The following is a 15,662-nucleotide window of genomic DNA, read 5'->3' on the forward strand; positions in this document are numbered from 1 at the left end:
AGATGGAAGTAATAGTTGCTGAGCACGCCGGCTTTTGCTTTGGAGTTACAAAAGCTGTTGAAACAGTATATGATCAGATAAAAAACGCATCTGATGTGAATATTTATACATACGGACCTATTATCCACAATGAGATAGTTGTCAGCGACCTCGAGAAAAAGGGCGTAAAAGTGATAAACTCAGTTGAGGAGCTTGATGGCATATCAGAGGGAACTATAGTTATAAGATCCCATGGGGTTACCAAGGAAGTTCATCAGAAAATTGAGGAAACCGGGCTGAATATCATTGATGCTACATGTCCTTTTGTAAAAAGAATCCATAAAATTGTGGATGAGGAGAGTAAGGCCGGAAAAAGCATCATTGTAGTAGGCAGTGCCAACCACCCTGAAGTTGAAGGAATCGTGAGCTATGCAAGGGGACCTGTATTTGTGATCGACTCACCAAAAGAGGCAGAAAATTTCAACGAAAACAGGGAACTGGAATACACATTAGTGTCCCAGACTACATTTAACAGGAATAAATTTCAAGAAACCGTTGAAATCTTTGAAAATAACGGTTACAATATTAATATTGTGAATACTATATGCAATGCAACCGACGAACGTCAGTCAGAAGCTGAGGAAATTGCAACCAAAGCGGATGCCGTGATAGTCATTGGTGGCGCCCACAGTTCCAATTCCAGGAAACTGTATGATATATGCAGTCAGAAATGTGAGCAGACATATTTTATTCAAACCCTGGAAGACTTGCATTTTAATAAAAATAATGACATCAAGCTTGTAGGGATTACCGCCGGGGCATCAACCCCAAAGAACATTATCGAGGAGGTTCAGAATTATGTCAGAACAAACTTTTGAACAGATGCTTAACGAATCGTTCAAAACAATTCACACAGGGGAGGTTGTTGAGGGAACTGTTATTGACGTTAAGCCTGACGAGATAATCCTTAACATTGGTTACAAGTCCGACGGTATCTTAACAAAGAGCGAATACAGCAACGACAACAGCATTGACCTTACAACCGCCGTTAAAGTTGGTGACACAATGGACGTTAAGGTCCTTAAGACCAACGACGCAGACGGACAGGTTATTCTTTCATACAAGAGACTTGCCATCGACAGAGGCAACAAGAGAATTGAGGAAGCCTTCAATAACAAAGAGGTACTTACAGCTAAGGTTGTTCAGGTACTTGAGGGTGGACTTACAGTAGTAGTTGATGAAGTTAGAATCTTCATCCCTGCAAGCCTTGTTTCTGATAGCTATGAGAAAGACCTTTCAAAGTATCAGGATCAGGAAATTCAGTTCGTTGTAACTGAGTACAATCCTAAGAGAAGAAGATATATCGGAAACAGAAGAATGCTTGTAACAGCTGAGAAGGCTGAAGCAGCTAAGAAGCTCTTTGATTCTATCAAAGCTGGCGATGTTGTTGACGGTATCGTTAAGAACGTTACAGATTTCGGTGCTTTCATCGATCTTGGTGGAGCAGACGGACTTCTTCATATTTCAGAAATGAGCTGGGGACGTGTTGAGAGCCCTAAGAAAGTATTCAAGGTTGGCGATACAGTTAAAGTTCTTGTTAAGTCAATTGATGGCAGCAAGATTGCTCTTTCAAGAAAGTTCGACAACGAGAATCCTTGGAAGGATGCTACAGAGAAATATGCTGTAGGCAACATCGTAAAGGGTAAAGTTGCAAGAATGACAGACTTCGGTGCTTTCGTAGAGCTTGAGCCTGGTATCGATGCACTTCTTCATGTTTCTCAGATCGCTAAAGAGCATGTTGAGAAGCCGGCTGATGTACTTAAAGTAGGTCAGGAAGTTGAAGCTAAGATCGTAGACTTCAATGAGGAAGAGAAGAAGATAAGCCTTTCAATCAAGGCTATGTTCGCTTCAGAGCCTAGCGAAGAAGCAGCTGAAGACGGAGACGTTGTTTCAGTTGATATCGACAAAGTAATCGCTGAGCAGAATGAAGAGAACTAATCAGATAAAATTTTCAAGGGACTGTGGTTTATACCACAGTCTCTTTTTTTACTGTCTCTTTAGAATAATTTAATTTTACATAAAATTGTATCTAATATAGAATTTAATAAGAGACGTTATAACAAATATTTGTCTACTTAATGTTAGGAGGATATCTACCTATGGAATACGATTACGAGTGGTTTAAAAAGGGTGTCTATGATTTGACCAAGATCGACCTTAACGCATATAAAGAAAAACAGATGAAGAGGAGAATTGATACTCTTATCGGAAAGTATGAAGTTAAGGGCTATGATGGATTCCTTGCACTTATAAAGAAAGATAGAGAAGCTCTGGATTCTTTTGTAACATACCTCACAATTAACGTTTCTGAGTTCTTCAGAAATATGGATCAGTGGAACCTTATGGATAAAGAAATGGTCCCTGAGCTTATGGGAAAATTCGGAAAGAATTTGAAAATCTGGAGTGCTGCCTGCTCTACAGGTGATGAGCCCTATACGATTGTTATGCTCCTTTCAAAGCATGTGCCTCTTAATCAGATCAATGTCTATGCTACAGACCTTGACGCTGTAGTTCTTGCAAAGGCTAAGGCTGCTATTTACGATAAAAAGGAAATTGCAAATGTACCAGAGGAGTTTAAGAAGAAATACTTCACAGAAACACCTGATGGAAAAATGAAGGTTTCAAGTGAGATCACATCAAGAGTTACATTTAAGCAGGCAGATCTTTTAAGAGACCCATATCCGAAGGATTGTAACCTCATTGTATGTAGAAATGTTCTGATCTACTTCACAGAAGAAGCGAAGGATGACATTTTCAGAAAATATTATGCCAACCTTACACCGGGAGGAATTCTCTTTATCGGCAGCACAGAGCAGATTGTAAACTATAAGGATATCGGATTTATCCGTAAGAACTCATTCTATTACGAAAAACCAAAGGCATAAAGATTTGATATTGCATACATAAATGTATAAGCAGCCCCTTGTCATACTTGCGTATGGCCAGGGGCTGCTTTTTTGACATGTGAAAAATAAATTGCTAAAGTTTAATTGTGAGAAAATATAGGGAAATTGGGCAAGTTGGGGATTTGTGATGGATAAAAAGAGTAAGATCCGCTATGATATCATACTTATAATTGGACTTTTAGTTATTACAGTTATTATTGCACTGGCTGTCAGACTTACGCAGAAGACAGGAAAAACTGTGGTGGTTTCAGTTGATGGAGTAGTAAAATATACATTTCCTTTGGATGAAGATATTGAGTTTAAGATAGAAGGGTATGAAGGTGGCACCAACTACCTTGTGATCAAGGATGGTGAGGCTTACCTTACTGAAGCTTCATGCCCCGACCTTTTATGTGTTCATATGGGGAAAATAAGTAGTCAGGGCCAGTCAATCATATGCCTTCCAAATAGAGTTGTTGTGGAAATAAGAGATGACAACGAAAATGATCTAAAAGAATACGACACAATAGTTGGTTAAATCAGATAATAAGTGCTGTTAGGGGATAATGATGGATAAAACAAAAAAGATAGCTACATATGGTGTTATGGCTGCACTTGCAATGATACTCAGTTATGTAGAGATGCAGCTTCCGGCTTTCGTGGCCATTCCAGGAGTTAAGTTGGGGCTTACAAATATAGTTGTACTTGTTGCGCTTTACAAAATGGGATATAAAAGCGCCCTATTCATCAATATTGTCAGGATTATTGCAGTCTCACTATTATTTGGCACTTTTATGAGCTTCGCCTTTTCTTTTACAGGAGGAATGCTCAGTACATTAGTAATGATACTCCTAAAAAAATCTGACAAATTCAGTGCGGTAGGAGTAAGTGTAGCAGGCGGTATTACCCATAACATAGGCCAGATCCTTGCTGCAATGCTCCTTTTAAACACAAAAGCCATCATCTGGTACCTTCCGGTTCTCTGGCTTTCGGGAATCCTCAGTGGCCTCCTGATAGGACTTATCGGGGCCCTGATCGTCAAAAGGATAAAATTCATGCAGTAACTTTCATATGTACAACTCCTACTCCTTTATAAATGTTTTTCGTGCAAATAAAAAATGTTCTTGCATTCTGATATGATTTGTGTATAATGTTTCTTTGTCGGCATTCAGCTGACATGAATCACGGAAATTCTTCCGATGATTTTCCACTTTTAATTTATTGACGACGCTTGCATGGGGCGTGTTTGTGCCTTTTTGCGAGCAATTACAGAAAGGGACATTGTTATGAATTTTAGAGGAAAATGGGACAAACAAAACAATTCGGTTAAGCTTTTGCTAAAAAAGCTTAAGAGGCACGACACGCTTGTGGTGGCAGTTGCGGTCATTATTGCGCTTGTGCTATGTGGAGGCCTGATCTACATCAGTACTCCTGTGGCTATGGCTACAGCAAAAGAAGAGTTTGCTGAAAGTGAGAAAGAGAGTAAAGAAGCAACAAATGAAAAACTTGATGAACTCCATGAGTATTTGACAGAGCTTGATAAAAGCATTGTTGACAGTAAAAATGGTCTTGATTCTTTTTATGAGCTTACAAAAGAGGATAAGACAAATGAGCATATAACTGAGAAAGTTACGACTCTTGGTGGTAATTTGAAAGAACTCCATAGCGAGGTGATTCAGACAGATAGTCAGATCCAGAATATGAAGGAGCTTATTGAGAAAAACGGAGGCGAGAATAAGGAGAAACTCAATCAGGAATTTAGCCAGGTTTCTGAAAGATTTAATCAGATAGAAAATAATTATTCCAAGGCCCAGACTGACAATAAAGAGCTTATGGATTCAATTAAAAATCTTATAAAGAGCAACGACACGAAGATGACAGGAGAGAATCTCAAGCAGTACACTGATCTTGTCACAAAGCTTTCTGATCTTGATAAGAACTTTACAACGGATATGGGCAAGTCTGTAGATCTTTTGGAAAAGAATATAAAAGAGCTTAACGAGGCCACTGAAAAGAGACTTGCAGAGCTGGATAAAACAACAAGCAGTAAGCTCGATGAGATGAATACATCCACGAAGAATAAGCTGGATGAAATGAATACATCCACAAAGAATAAGCTCGATGAAATTGATACAACCACCAAAAATAAACTTGATGAGATGAATAACTCAACAAACAATAAGCTCAGCGAAATGGATGCATCAACAAACCGTAAGCTTGATGAGATGAATACATCCACAAACAATAAGCTCGATGAGATGAATGCATCTACTAACAGCAGACTTGATGAAATGGGCAATTCTACTAATAGTAAACTTGATGACCTGGATAAAAGAACCGGCAGCAAATTGGATGAGCTTGGGAAAAACACTAATAATAAGCTGGATGAGATAAATAAGGCGACAAATGACAGATTAAATTCCATGGACAAGTCTACAAGCGACAAACTGGATTCTATGGATAAATCCACAAACAGCAAGATTGATGCAATGGGTAAGTCAACAAACAGCAAACTTGATGCTATGGATAAGGCTACCAGCAGTAAACTTGATGGAATGAACAAGACAAATACAAACAAGTTTAATGAGCTCAACACATCGATAAATAACAACTTTAAAAATATTACCAATACTTCTTTGAACAACACAAATGGTTTAAAGAGCTATATAACAACTGAACTTAATAAAACAAACGGAAAGATTGATAAGGTTTTTCAGCGTGTGAGTGATGGCAAAAAGCTATTGGCATCCACATTACTCACTAAGGGCGTTAAAGTCAGACAGGATGCCACATTTAAGGAACTTAGCGATGCTATAAATAAGATCCCGCAGCAGGTTGTCTTGGGAAATGGTGATGTTGCAGGCAAAGTTGAGTATGAATATCACTATCATAAGGATGGCGCCGGAAGAGTCTGTGATGAAGAATATGTTCCGGCTAATCGAAAAGGTGGATGTTACAACGTTTCAGTGACTCATAAGCATACTGACAGCTGTTATAAGATTGAGTACTGGTATTCATATAGAACAAGAAAAGACTGCGATAATCTGTATCACGTGACAGACCGTGATAACGGCGATGATCCTATCTTCAGATGGCGTTGTAATTATTGTGGATCGGAATATGACTCTGATGACGGTTACCATTCAGAATCCACTACAGATATCAATGTCTTCCGTGACAGAGGTAAGAGCGATCCTGAAGTGCATATGAATAAGATAAAAATATGTAAATATGAGGATGGACAGCTTTTGGGATACCGCCCATCCTGTGGTTATGTACACGGACAGATACTGAAAGCACATATTTCTTTTAACCAGAATTATAAGGACTATAACAGTACAGTGAATGTGCCTAGTCCAAGGAATGTAATGACTTCACACATGATGGTTTCTGATAAGACAATGGATCTTGAAAGCCTTTTTAAGGGATTTGAATTCTCTGATGATGGAAGTGCTGTATTTAAAGTGCCGATAGATGAGAGCACGGAAGGAATGTCTGATGCAAAAGAAATGTCGCCTATCGAGAGCTTGGATGAAAAGAAAAGTGAAGAGGCGGCACATGAACAGAGTACAATGGACAATTCTGGAAAAAATCTGAGTATTCAGGAAAATAATTCTTCAAATCAAAATGATTCATCAGCGCCGGAATCTATAGCACAGGAGAGCAGTTTGATTGAAAGCTCCTTTGATAATTATGAAATTTCTGAGAACAATACTCAATATGATGACGGAGTTAAAGAGGAAAAAGAAGAAGCAAACGATGCAGCGTCTACTGATTGCGCATCTGATCAGACTACTGATAATGAATAACAGACGCATTTCCCCCTTTCTTGACATTCATTTGTGGGCTGCTATAGAATAGACCTTGTTGTAGTAGTTATAGCACAGATAATGAATGTGCAGATTGGAGATATAATGACCAAGATAGATATTATTTCAGGATTTTTGGGAGCTGGTAAGACAACTCTTATAAAGAAGCTTTTAAAGGAAGCACTTGCAGGAACTAAGGTAGTTCTTATTGAAAATGAATTTGGTGAGATCGGAATTGACGGCGGATTTTTAAAGGAAGCCGGAATTGAGATCACAGAGATGAATTCAGGTTGTATCTGCTGTTCACTTGTAGGTGATTTTGAGACTTCACTTAAGCAGGTTATGGAGCAGTACGCACCTGAGCGTATCCTTATCGAGCCTTCAGGAGTAGGCAAGCTTTCAGACGTTATGAGAGCTATTCAGAATATTGCAGATACTTCTGATGATATGGAACTCAACAGCGCTGTTACTGTTGTTGATGTTTCAAAGGCAAAGGTTTATATCAAGAACTTCGGTGAGTTCTTCATTAATCAGATTGAGAACGCCGGAACAATCATCCTTACAAGAACAGACAAGGCTGATCAGAAAAAGATCGAAGAGGCTGTAGAACTTATTCGTAAGCATAACGAAAAGGCTACTATCATCACAACTCCACTTAATGAGATCACAGGAAAAGAAATCCTTGATACATTTGAGGGCAACAATGACCTCGAGGCAGAGCTTTTGAAGATGGTAATGGAGCAGGAAGAAGAGCATCACCATCACCATCATCACCACGGAAGCCACAAGACTGTTGCTGAGGATGGTTCAGTAGTTTACAGTGCACACCACGATGATGACGATGATGACGAGTGCTGCTGTCACCATCACCATGACGACGATGAAGAGCATGAGTGCTGTCATCACCACGATCATGATGAAGATGAGCATGAACACGAGCATCATCACCACCACGATCATGACGAGGATGAGCATGAACATGAGCATCATCACCACCACGATCATGACGAGGATGAGCATGAACATGAGCATCATCACCACCACGATCATGACGAAGATGAGCATGAACATGAGCACCACCATCACCACGATCATGACGAAGATGAGCATGAACATGAGCACCATCATCACCACCATGATGCAGCAGATGTATTTATCAGCTGGGGAATGGAGACACCTCTCAAATATACAGAGGATGAGATAAAGGGCATGCTGGCTCAGCTCGAGGATGATGAGAGATTTGGTATCGTTCTTCGTACAAAGGGCGTTGTTCCAAGCACAGACGGATCATGGATCGAGTTTGACTATGTACCAGGTGAAGCTGATGTTCGTAAGGGCGCAGCAGATGTAACAGGTAAGTTCTGCGTAATCGGATCTGAACTTAAAGAGGAGAACCTTGAGAAGCTCTTCCGCAGACTTTGATAGACAGAAGTTAAGCGATTATGATAAGGAGAATGAATTTGAAACCAGTATATATAATCAATGGCTTTCTCGACAGTGGAAAGACAGATTTCTTCAGATATACAATTGCACAGCCTTACTTCAGAACAAAAGGCAAGACTCTTTTGATCGTCTGTGAGGATGGCGAGAATGATTATGAGGAAAAGCTTCTTAAATCTACAAACACTGTTATTGAGAAAATAGAAGACGAGGAAGACTTTAATCCGGATGCGCTTATTGCACTTGATGCAAAGCACAATCCTGAGAGAATCCTTGTTGAGTATAACGGAATGTGGAACTTTAAGAACTTAAAGCTCCCTGTAATGTGGAATCTTGAGCAGCAGATAACTGTAATAGACGCTTCAAGTTTTGAACTGTATTTCAACAACATGAAGTCTCTTCTTGCAGAGCAGATCAGAAATTCTGACCTTATTTTATTCAACCGCTGCGATGGAATTGAGGACCTTGCTTCTTATAAGAGAAATGTTAAGGCTATCAACCAGAAGGCTGATATTATCTTTGAAGATAGAAATGGTGAAGTGGACGTAACTCTGGATGAGGATCTTCCTTTTGATCTTAATGCTAATCCTATCGATCTCAACAACTATGGCTATGGAATGTTCTATCTTGATGCTCTTGACCATGTTGACAGATATGAAGGCAAAACGGTCAGATTTAAAGGTATGGTGCTTAAGCCAACAGAGTTCCCTGAGAACCGCTTTGTTCCGGGAAGAATGGCAATGACATGCTGCGCGCAGGATATGCAGTTTTTGGGCTTTGCATGTGAGTATGACAAGGTAGCTGACCTTAATGAAAAGGATTGGGTCCTTGTTACTGCAAAGGTTGAGAAGCAGTATGTTGAGGAGTATCAGGGCGAAGGACCTGTTCTTAAGGCTATATCAGTTGAAAAGACAACAGAACCTGATAATCCGGTAATAGATTTTTCGAATCCGGAACAGTAAGTAGTTTTTTGGGGGGATTATTTTGTTTAATTATTTACCACATCAGTGGCTTTTTCTATTCTATCTATACAGCTTTTTTGGGTGGTGCTTCGAATCCACTTATGTATCTATATTAAATAAAAGGTTTGTAAACAGGGGCTTTATGCGAGGCCCCTTTTTACCTTTATATGGCAGTGGCGGGATAATGATGCTTGTTGTATCAAAGCCCTTTTATTCCAATATACTTTTGGTCTATCTGGCAGGATGCGTTGGTGCTACAGCCCTTGAATACGTTGTGGGCGTTTTGATGGAACTGCTTTTTAAGGTTAGATACTGGGACTATTCGGATAAGTTCCTTAATATCAATGGGCATGTATGTCTTGAATCCACACTTGTTTGGGGATTTTTCACTGTTGTTTTCACGCATTATCTTCAGATTCCTGTGGAAAACTTCATAATGTCCATACCTTACAATTTCCTCACTGTTTTTACAACGGTGCTAACTGTTTATGTGAGCTGCGATTTTATGGTGGCCTTTAAGACAGCCATCGATCTAAGAGATTTCCTTGTATATATGGAAAAAGCTAAAGAAGAAATGGGCAAAATGCAGAAGAGACTCGATGTTATCATTGCCTTTAAGGGCGAGGATGTTCGTGAGACCATTGGTCAGAGAGTAGATGGCATAAGCTCAGAAATTGGTAGTAGAGTAGAAGTTTTGAGCTCTGGAATTGGCAGCAGAGTAGATGTACTTAGTGGAAAATTGGAAAAATCTTTCGCCGGTTTAAAAGAAAGGCTCTATCATGATCCTTCTCCAAGCATGTTAAATGTAAGAGAAGAGGTTGGCGAAATGTATGCAAAGTACCGTATCCTTATGGATAGGCTTGCTCCAAAGCCAATAAGAGGCTTCTTTGAATGGTATAGAAACAGGACTATTCTTGGTAACCCCGGAATGGTTTCGGGTAAGTTTAAGACAAGCTTGGAAGAGATAAAAGAAAAAGCTGCAAGCTTTAGAAAGAAATGATCAATAGAAAAGTAAAAAAATAAAACCACATGTCGGTGAGAAGACATGTGGTTTTTAATTTATATATTCTTATAAAAAAAGATTAAGCCATCTTATTTACAGCCTGAGCAAGACGAGAAACTTTTCTTGATGCTGTGTTCTTCTTGAATACACCCTTTGACTCAGCCTTGTCAATTGCAGATGTTGCGTTAAGAAGTGCCTTAGCAGCCTCGTCCTTGTTGCCAGCTTCGATAGCAGCACGAACCTTCTTGATCTCTGTCTTTACAGCTGATTTGATGATCTGATTTCTCTCAGCCTTTTTCTTATTAACTAAAACTCTCTTCTTGGCGGATTTAATATTTGCCATAATTACCTCCGAATATTATAACTATTTGTATTTTTAGTGATGATAATGACTGAGGCTAGACACGGAAAGCCTTTTGTCACATACTCTAGAATATATTAGATGAAATATCGCAAACTGTCAATAGATTTTTGGTTTTAAGAGTTTTTTCGAGGACCGAATTGTGGTATATTATGATGACAGGGTCGAAAGTTATTTATGACGGAGCAATTCGTGTCATCAGTTAGGGGCAAGATTTACTTTGGCCCTTTCATTATCTAATTTTAGAAAGAGGATTTTTGCGTGGATCAGAGTAAGATTAGGAATTTTTGTATAGTAGCACATATAGACCATGGTAAGTCAACTCTTGCTGACAGAATGATCGAGAAAACCGGCGTTCTTACCAGTAGAGAAATGCAGAACCAGGTCCTTGATAATATGGATATAGAGCGTGAGAGAGGAATCACTATCAAGTCTCAGGCTGTCAGAATGATTTATAAGGCAAAAGATGGTGAGGAATACACCTTTAACATGATAGATACTCCAGGACATGTAGACTTTGGATATGAAGTATCCAGAAGCCTTGCAGCCTGTGATGGTGCTATTTTGGTAGTCGATGCAACACAGGGAGTTGAAGCCCAGACACTTGCTAACGTGTATATGGCACTTGATCATGACCTTGATGTTTTCCCCGTAATTAATAAAATTGACCTTCCAAGTGCCCAGCCGCAGGAAGTTAAGGACGAGATAGAGGATGTTATTGGAATTGAGGCGCAGGATGCACCTCTTATTTCAGCTAAAAACGGAATTGGAATAGAGGATGTATTAGAGGCGGTTGTTCATAAGATTCCTGCTCCGGCCGGAGATTCAACCAAGCCTTTGACAGCGCTTATTTTTGACAGTATCTATGACTCTTATAGAGGCGTTATTGTATTCATCCGTGTAAGAGACGGCATTATCAAAAAAGGCATGAAGGTGAAATTCATGGCAACAGGTGCTGAGGCCGAGGTTGTAGAAGTAGGATATTTTGGTCCCGGAAGATTTATTGCCAGCGATGAACTTACTGCCGGAGATGTAGGTTACTTTACTGCATCCATCAAGAATATTCAGGATACACGTGTTGGTGATACAGTTACTGATTTTGCAAAACCATGTGCAGAGGCACTTCCCGGATACAAAAAGGTTATGCCTATGGTTTACTGCGGACTTTATCCTGCAGATTCTGCACATTATTCCGACCTTCGTGATGCCCTTGAAAAGCTTCAGCTTAATGATGCATCTCTTTTCTACGAACCTGAAACATCTCAGGCTCTTGGATTTGGTTTCAGAGCAGGCTTTTTGGGACTCCTTCATTTGGAAGTTATTCAGGAAAGACTTGAAAGAGAGTATGATCTGAATCTTGTAACCACAGCCCCTGGCGTTGTTTACAAGGTTCATAAGACAGACGGAACAGTATTTGACCTCACCAACCCTACTAATCTTCCTGATCCATCTGAAATAGAATATATGGAAGAGCCTATCGTAAATGGCGAGATCATGGTTACAACTGATTATGTTGGTGCGATCATGCAGCTTTGCCAGGAGAGACGTGGTAAGTACCTCAGTACTGACTATATTGAGCAGACAAGGGCAATCCTTAAGTATGAGCTTCCACTTAACGAGATCATCTATGATTTCTTTGATGCCCTCAAATCCAGATCAAGAGGATATGCATCTTTTGACTATGAACTTAAAGGCTATGAGAGGTCTGAGCTTGTTAAGCTCGATATTCTGATAAACAGAGAAGAGGTCGATGCGCTGTCATTTATAGTCCACAAAGACGGGGCTTATGAGAGAGGCCGTAAGATGTGCGAGAAGCTTAAAGAGGAGATTCCAAGGCATCTGTTCGAGATTCCTATCCAGGCAGCAGTCGGTGGCAAGATAATCGCAAGAGAAACTGTTAAGGCTTATCGCAAGGACGTTCTTGCCAAGTGCTATGGCGGTGATATAACACGTAAAAAGAAACTTCTTGAGAAGCAGAAGGAAGGTAAGAGAAAAATGCGCCAGATTGGTAATGTTGAAGTGCCACAGGCAGCTTTCCTTTCTGTTCTTAAGCTTGATAATACCGATTAAGATGAAAAATAATCTATCACTATATGTTCATATTCCTTTTTGTGTAAAAAAGTGCCTGTACTGCGACTTTTTATCTTTTCCTGCAAATGACGATCTGATAAAAAGCTACGTTGAGGCACTTAGGAGGGAAATTGTTATTTCTTCACCAGAATTTGTGGATAACAATGTCAGATCCATATTTTTTGGTGGAGGAACGCCCTCGTTTGTTGATGCAAAAGAGATATGCGATGTGTTACACCTTATAAAAGAGAACTTTAATGTGTCTGCGGACGCAGAAATAAGCATTGAAGCCAATCCTGCTTCTGCAATGAGAGAAAAGCTCTTTTCATACCGGGAGGCTGGATTTAACAGGCTGAGCATCGGAGCGCAGTCGCTGAATGATGAGGAACTAAAAAAGCTCGGAAGAGCCCATGACAGCAGGATGTTCTTTGAAACCTATGATAATGCAAGGAGCGTCGGCTTTGACAATATCAACATTGATATTATGAGCGCGCTTCCTGACCAGAGTCTTGAAACATATCTTGGTACAGTAAAAAAGGTGATCAGTTTAAAGCCTGAGCATATTTCAGCCTACAGTCTGATAGTAGAAGAAGGGACTCCTTTTTATGACATGGAGCTAAGTCTCCCATCAGAAGAGCTTGATAGGGAAATGTACCATGAGACAAAGAGTCTTTTAGCTGAGAGAGGCTATCACAGATATGAGATATCTAACTATGCTTTAAGTGCACAGACAGAGTGTTTTCACAATAAGGTTTACTGGAGACGTGGCAATTACTTAGGCCTGGGTCTTGGGGCTTCATCTATGGTAAAAAACACCAGGTGGAATAATGTTACTGACATGAGTCAGTATAAAAAGGCCTTTGAAAGTGATGCTGCCTTGGAATACAAGGAGAACGTGCAGACACTCTCTAAACAGGAACAGATGGAAGAGTTTATGTTCCTGGGATTAAGGCTTGTAGAAGGTGTGGACGTTGACAGTTTCAAAGATTGTTTTGAGTGCGACATTTATGATGTGTATTCTGAGACAATTGAAAAGTATACAGGGATGGGACTTTTGGAAACTTATGATTCTCTTAATGAGGATGGAAACATGGCCCATAAACTGCGTCTGACTGACAGGGGACTTGACGTAAGCAATACAGTAATGGCTGATTTTTTATTTACTTAATTTTTTACAGAGGAGAATGTGGGGATGAATTACAATTTTTTTGCACTTATATCCAGAATGAAATACATTGACAGATGGGCACTTATGCGAAATACAAGGGCAGAAAATCTCTGTGAGCATTCTATGGAGGTTGCGATCATAGCCCATGCGCTCTGTACGATCGGAAATGTGCGATACGGCAAGAACCTTGATGCTGACAAAGCGGCACTTATAGGTCTTTATCATGATGCGTCAGAGATCATAACGGGTGACATGCCTACTCCGGTAAAATATTTTAATGCAGATCTTAAAACTGCCTATAAGCAGGTGGAGACCATAGCAGATAATAAGCTTTTGGAAAAACTTCCGGAAGATTTAAGACCTGTGTATGAAGAGATTTTCAAGTCTTCTGAAGATGAGAATGAAGTTTATATGAGAAAACTTGTAAAGGCAGCTGATAAGCTATCTGCCCTTATCAAGTGTATAAATGAATTAAATGCAGGTAACAGCGAATTCAGAACTGCAAAAGAGAGTACCGGCAAATCGATCAGAAGCTTATATCAGGACCTTCCTGAGGTTTTGGATTTTGTAAATGAGTTTTTGGCTTCCTATGGAAGCACTCTTGATGAACTCACATGATATGGATATTAATTGCTTTTTAGTTAAATTAGATTCATAATTATAGACATAACAATGATGAGGGGCTTTTTATATGTCAAAAATAGAGGATATCTTAAGAGAAGCGAAGGAAAAAGGAGCATCTGACGTACATATTACAGTAGGTCTACCTCCTAAAATGCGATTAAATGGCAAACTTATCGCAATGGACAATTACGATAAGATGATGCCTGCAGATACTAAGCTTATTGCTGACGAAGTAATGAATGACAAGCAAAAAGAAAAGCTTGAAGAAAACGGTCAGCACGATATGTCTTTTTCTATTCCGGGAATAGGGCGTTACCGTCTTAATATTTTCAAGCAGCGTGGCTCCATTGCTATGGCTTTTAGAGTTGTTGCAACTCAGATTCCGACAGCGGAAAGTCTTGGCATACCGGAAACAGTAGTTGACCTCTACCAAAAACAAAGAGGCCTTGTTCTTGTAACAGGTCCAACAGGAAGCGGTAAATCAACCACACTTGCTTCTATCATTGACATGATCAACAACAACAGAGAGGCGCATGTTATCACTCTTGAGGATCCTATCGAGTTTACCTATCAGCACAGAATGTCAATTGTAAACCAGAGGGAGATCGGAACTGATTCAAACAGCTATGCCAACGCACTTAGGGCAGCTCTTCGTGAAGATCCTGATGTAATCCTTGTGGGCGAAATGCGTGATCTTGAGACTATAAGCACAGCCATTACTGCAGCGGAGACAGGACACCTTGTTCTCTCAACAGTACATACTATAGGTGCTTCCAATACAGTAGACAGACTCATCGATGTATTTCCTTCTCATCAGCAGCAACAGATACGTATTCAGCTGGCTGGAGTATTGGAAGCTGTTATTTCCCAGCAGCTCATTCCTACAACTGATGGCGTTTCCCGTGCAGCAGCCTTTGAAGTTCTCCATGTAAACAGCGCTGTCAGAAACCTCATCCGCGAAGGAAAGTCCCATCAGCTCATAACCTATATGCAAACATACCGCAAACAGGGCATGATGACAATGGATGACGCCATCCTTGAACTCTACCGTGCTCAAAAGATATCCCGTGAAAGCGCCCTTCAGTTCGCACAGGATCCTGACACCATGCAAAATAAAATGCTCAGATAAGAAAATGGCTACGTACGTAGCCATTTTTTTGCGTAGATTTTTGACTTGCACGAGGGGAGTTTTTGTTGTATAGTATGCAAGTTGGTTAAAATTGTTAATGCTCAATAGAAGTTTGCAAAGTTCTTTTGCAGACTGATTACCCATATTTAATTTAATAGTGAGAGAGGAAGTT

Annotated in this window: 14 protein-coding genes; 13 read left to right on the forward strand and 1 reads right to left on the reverse strand. The window is 39.9% G+C overall.

The annotated features are described in order from the left end of the window. The first annotated feature begins 2 nt into the window (after window positions 1-2). The 9 genes from ispH to C4S54_RS08510 all read left to right on the forward strand — a co-directional run bounded on the left by ispH (window position 3) and on the right by C4S54_RS08510 (window position 10,135). Window positions 3-857, forward strand: coding sequence for a 4-hydroxy-3-methylbut-2-enyl diphosphate reductase (gene ispH / locus C4S54_RS08470; RefSeq protein WP_103869143.1), 855 nt, complete (start codon window positions 3-5; stop codon window positions 855-857). Then, the gene (rpsA, locus tag C4S54_RS08475) at window positions 838-1,977 is read left to right on the forward strand and encodes a 30S ribosomal protein S1 (protein ID WP_103869144.1); all 1,140 of its coding nucleotides are present in this window, start codon (window positions 838-840) and stop codon (window positions 1,975-1,977) included. The genes ispH and rpsA overlap by 20 nt, the downstream gene beginning before the upstream one ends. A gap of 161 nt (window positions 1,978-2,138) precedes the next feature. After that, window positions 2,139-2,924, forward strand: a complete 786-nt coding sequence (locus tag C4S54_RS08480) for a CheR family methyltransferase (protein WP_022773093.1) — start codon at window positions 2,139-2,141, stop codon at window positions 2,922-2,924. Window positions 2,925-3,072: 148 nt separating this feature from the next. Beyond that, on the forward strand, window positions 3,073-3,462 hold the full coding sequence (locus tag C4S54_RS08485; RefSeq protein WP_103869145.1) for a NusG domain II-containing protein: 390 nt from the start codon (window positions 3,073-3,075) through the stop codon (window positions 3,460-3,462). A 31-nt stretch (window positions 3,463-3,493) separates the two neighbouring features. Beyond that, a complete protein-coding gene (locus C4S54_RS08490; protein ID WP_103869146.1) occupies window positions 3,494-3,988 on the forward strand; it encodes a Gx transporter family protein in 495 nt (164 codons plus the stop codon). A gap of 222 nt (window positions 3,989-4,210) precedes the next feature. Continuing rightward, on the forward strand, window positions 4,211-6,733 hold the full coding sequence (locus C4S54_RS08495; RefSeq protein ID WP_103869147.1) for a hypothetical protein: 2,523 nt from the start codon (window positions 4,211-4,213) through the stop codon (window positions 6,731-6,733). Window positions 6,734-6,838: 105 nt separating this feature from the next. Further along, complete coding sequence (locus C4S54_RS08500; RefSeq protein ID WP_103869148.1) at window positions 6,839-8,155, forward strand: GTP-binding protein; 1,317 nt, start codon at window positions 6,839-6,841, stop codon at window positions 8,153-8,155. Window positions 8,156-8,187: 32 nt separating this feature from the next. Then, the gene (locus C4S54_RS08505; protein ID WP_242973767.1) at window positions 8,188-9,135 is read left to right on the forward strand and encodes a TIGR03943 family putative permease subunit; all 948 of its coding nucleotides are present in this window, start codon (window positions 8,188-8,190) and stop codon (window positions 9,133-9,135) included. Window positions 9,136-9,157: 22 nt separating this feature from the next. After that, window positions 9,158-10,135 (forward strand): putative ABC transporter permease, encoded by a 978-nt coding sequence (locus C4S54_RS08510; protein ID WP_103869150.1) that lies wholly within the window; start codon window positions 9,158-9,160, stop codon window positions 10,133-10,135. 82 nt (window positions 10,136-10,217) lie between these two features. Here the strand turns inward: C4S54_RS08510 and rpsT are convergent, their stop codons facing one another. Beyond that, window positions 10,218-10,481 (reverse strand): 30S ribosomal protein S20, encoded by a 264-nt coding sequence (gene rpsT, locus C4S54_RS08515; protein ID WP_022773104.1) that lies wholly within the window; start codon window positions 10,479-10,481, stop codon window positions 10,218-10,220. A gap of 279 nt (window positions 10,482-10,760) precedes the next feature. Between rpsT and lepA the strand changes: the two genes are divergently transcribed. The 4 genes from lepA to C4S54_RS08535 all read left to right on the forward strand — a co-directional run bounded on the left by lepA (window position 10,761) and on the right by C4S54_RS08535 (window position 15,490). Then, window positions 10,761-12,569: a translation elongation factor 4 gene (gene lepA, locus C4S54_RS08520; protein ID WP_103869151.1), complete on the forward strand. Its 1,809-nt coding sequence runs from the start codon at window positions 10,761-10,763 to the stop codon at window positions 12,567-12,569. 1 nt (window position 12,570) lies between these two features. Then, window positions 12,571-13,737: a radical SAM family heme chaperone HemW gene (hemW, locus tag C4S54_RS08525; RefSeq protein WP_103869152.1), complete on the forward strand. Its 1,167-nt coding sequence runs from the start codon at window positions 12,571-12,573 to the stop codon at window positions 13,735-13,737. 24 nt (window positions 13,738-13,761) lie between these two features. After that, window positions 13,762-14,355, forward strand: a complete 594-nt coding sequence (yfbR, locus tag C4S54_RS08530; RefSeq protein WP_103869153.1) for a 5'-deoxynucleotidase — start codon at window positions 13,762-13,764, stop codon at window positions 14,353-14,355. Window positions 14,356-14,428: 73 nt separating this feature from the next. Continuing rightward, the gene (locus tag C4S54_RS08535) at window positions 14,429-15,490 is read left to right on the forward strand and encodes a type IV pilus twitching motility protein PilT (protein WP_103869154.1); all 1,062 of its coding nucleotides are present in this window, start codon (window positions 14,429-14,431) and stop codon (window positions 15,488-15,490) included. The last annotated feature ends 172 nt before the right edge of the window (window positions 15,491-15,662 follow it).

Origin of the sequence: Butyrivibrio sp. Su6 (assembly GCF_900108105.1) — a bacterium.
Lineage (GTDB): Bacteria > Bacillota > Clostridia > Lachnospirales > Lachnospiraceae > Butyrivibrio.

Excerpts from the sequence above, each read along its gene's own strand:
- ispH (WP_103869143.1), top strand. The coding sequence starts at position 3 with ATGGAAGTAATAGTTGCTGAGCACGCCGGCTTTTGCTTTGGAGTTACA.
- rpsA (WP_103869144.1), top strand. The coding sequence starts at position 838 with ATGTCAGAACAAACTTTTGAACAGATGCTTAACGAATCGTTCAAAACA.
- C4S54_RS08480 (WP_022773093.1), top strand. The coding sequence starts at position 2,139 with ATGGAATACGATTACGAGTGGTTTAAAAAGGGTGTCTATGATTTGACC.
- C4S54_RS08485 (WP_103869145.1), top strand. The coding sequence starts at position 3,073 with ATGGATAAAAAGAGTAAGATCCGCTATGATATCATACTTATAATTGGA.
- C4S54_RS08490 (WP_103869146.1), top strand. The coding sequence starts at position 3,494 with ATGGATAAAACAAAAAAGATAGCTACATATGGTGTTATGGCTGCACTT.
- C4S54_RS08495 (WP_103869147.1), top strand. The coding sequence starts at position 4,211 with ATGAATTTTAGAGGAAAATGGGACAAACAAAACAATTCGGTTAAGCTT.
- C4S54_RS08500 (WP_103869148.1), top strand. The coding sequence starts at position 6,839 with ATGACCAAGATAGATATTATTTCAGGATTTTTGGGAGCTGGTAAGACA.
- C4S54_RS08505 (WP_242973767.1), top strand. The coding sequence starts at position 8,188 with ATGAATTTGAAACCAGTATATATAATCAATGGCTTTCTCGACAGTGGA.
- rpsT (WP_022773104.1), bottom strand. The coding sequence starts at position 10,481 with ATGGCAAATATTAAATCCGCCAAGAAGAGAGTTTTAGTTAATAAGAAA.
- hemW (WP_103869152.1), top strand. The coding sequence starts at position 12,571 with ATGAAAAATAATCTATCACTATATGTTCATATTCCTTTTTGTGTAAAA.
- yfbR (WP_103869153.1), top strand. The coding sequence starts at position 13,762 with ATGAATTACAATTTTTTTGCACTTATATCCAGAATGAAATACATTGAC.
- C4S54_RS08535 (WP_103869154.1), top strand. The coding sequence starts at position 14,429 with ATGTCAAAAATAGAGGATATCTTAAGAGAAGCGAAGGAAAAAGGAGCA.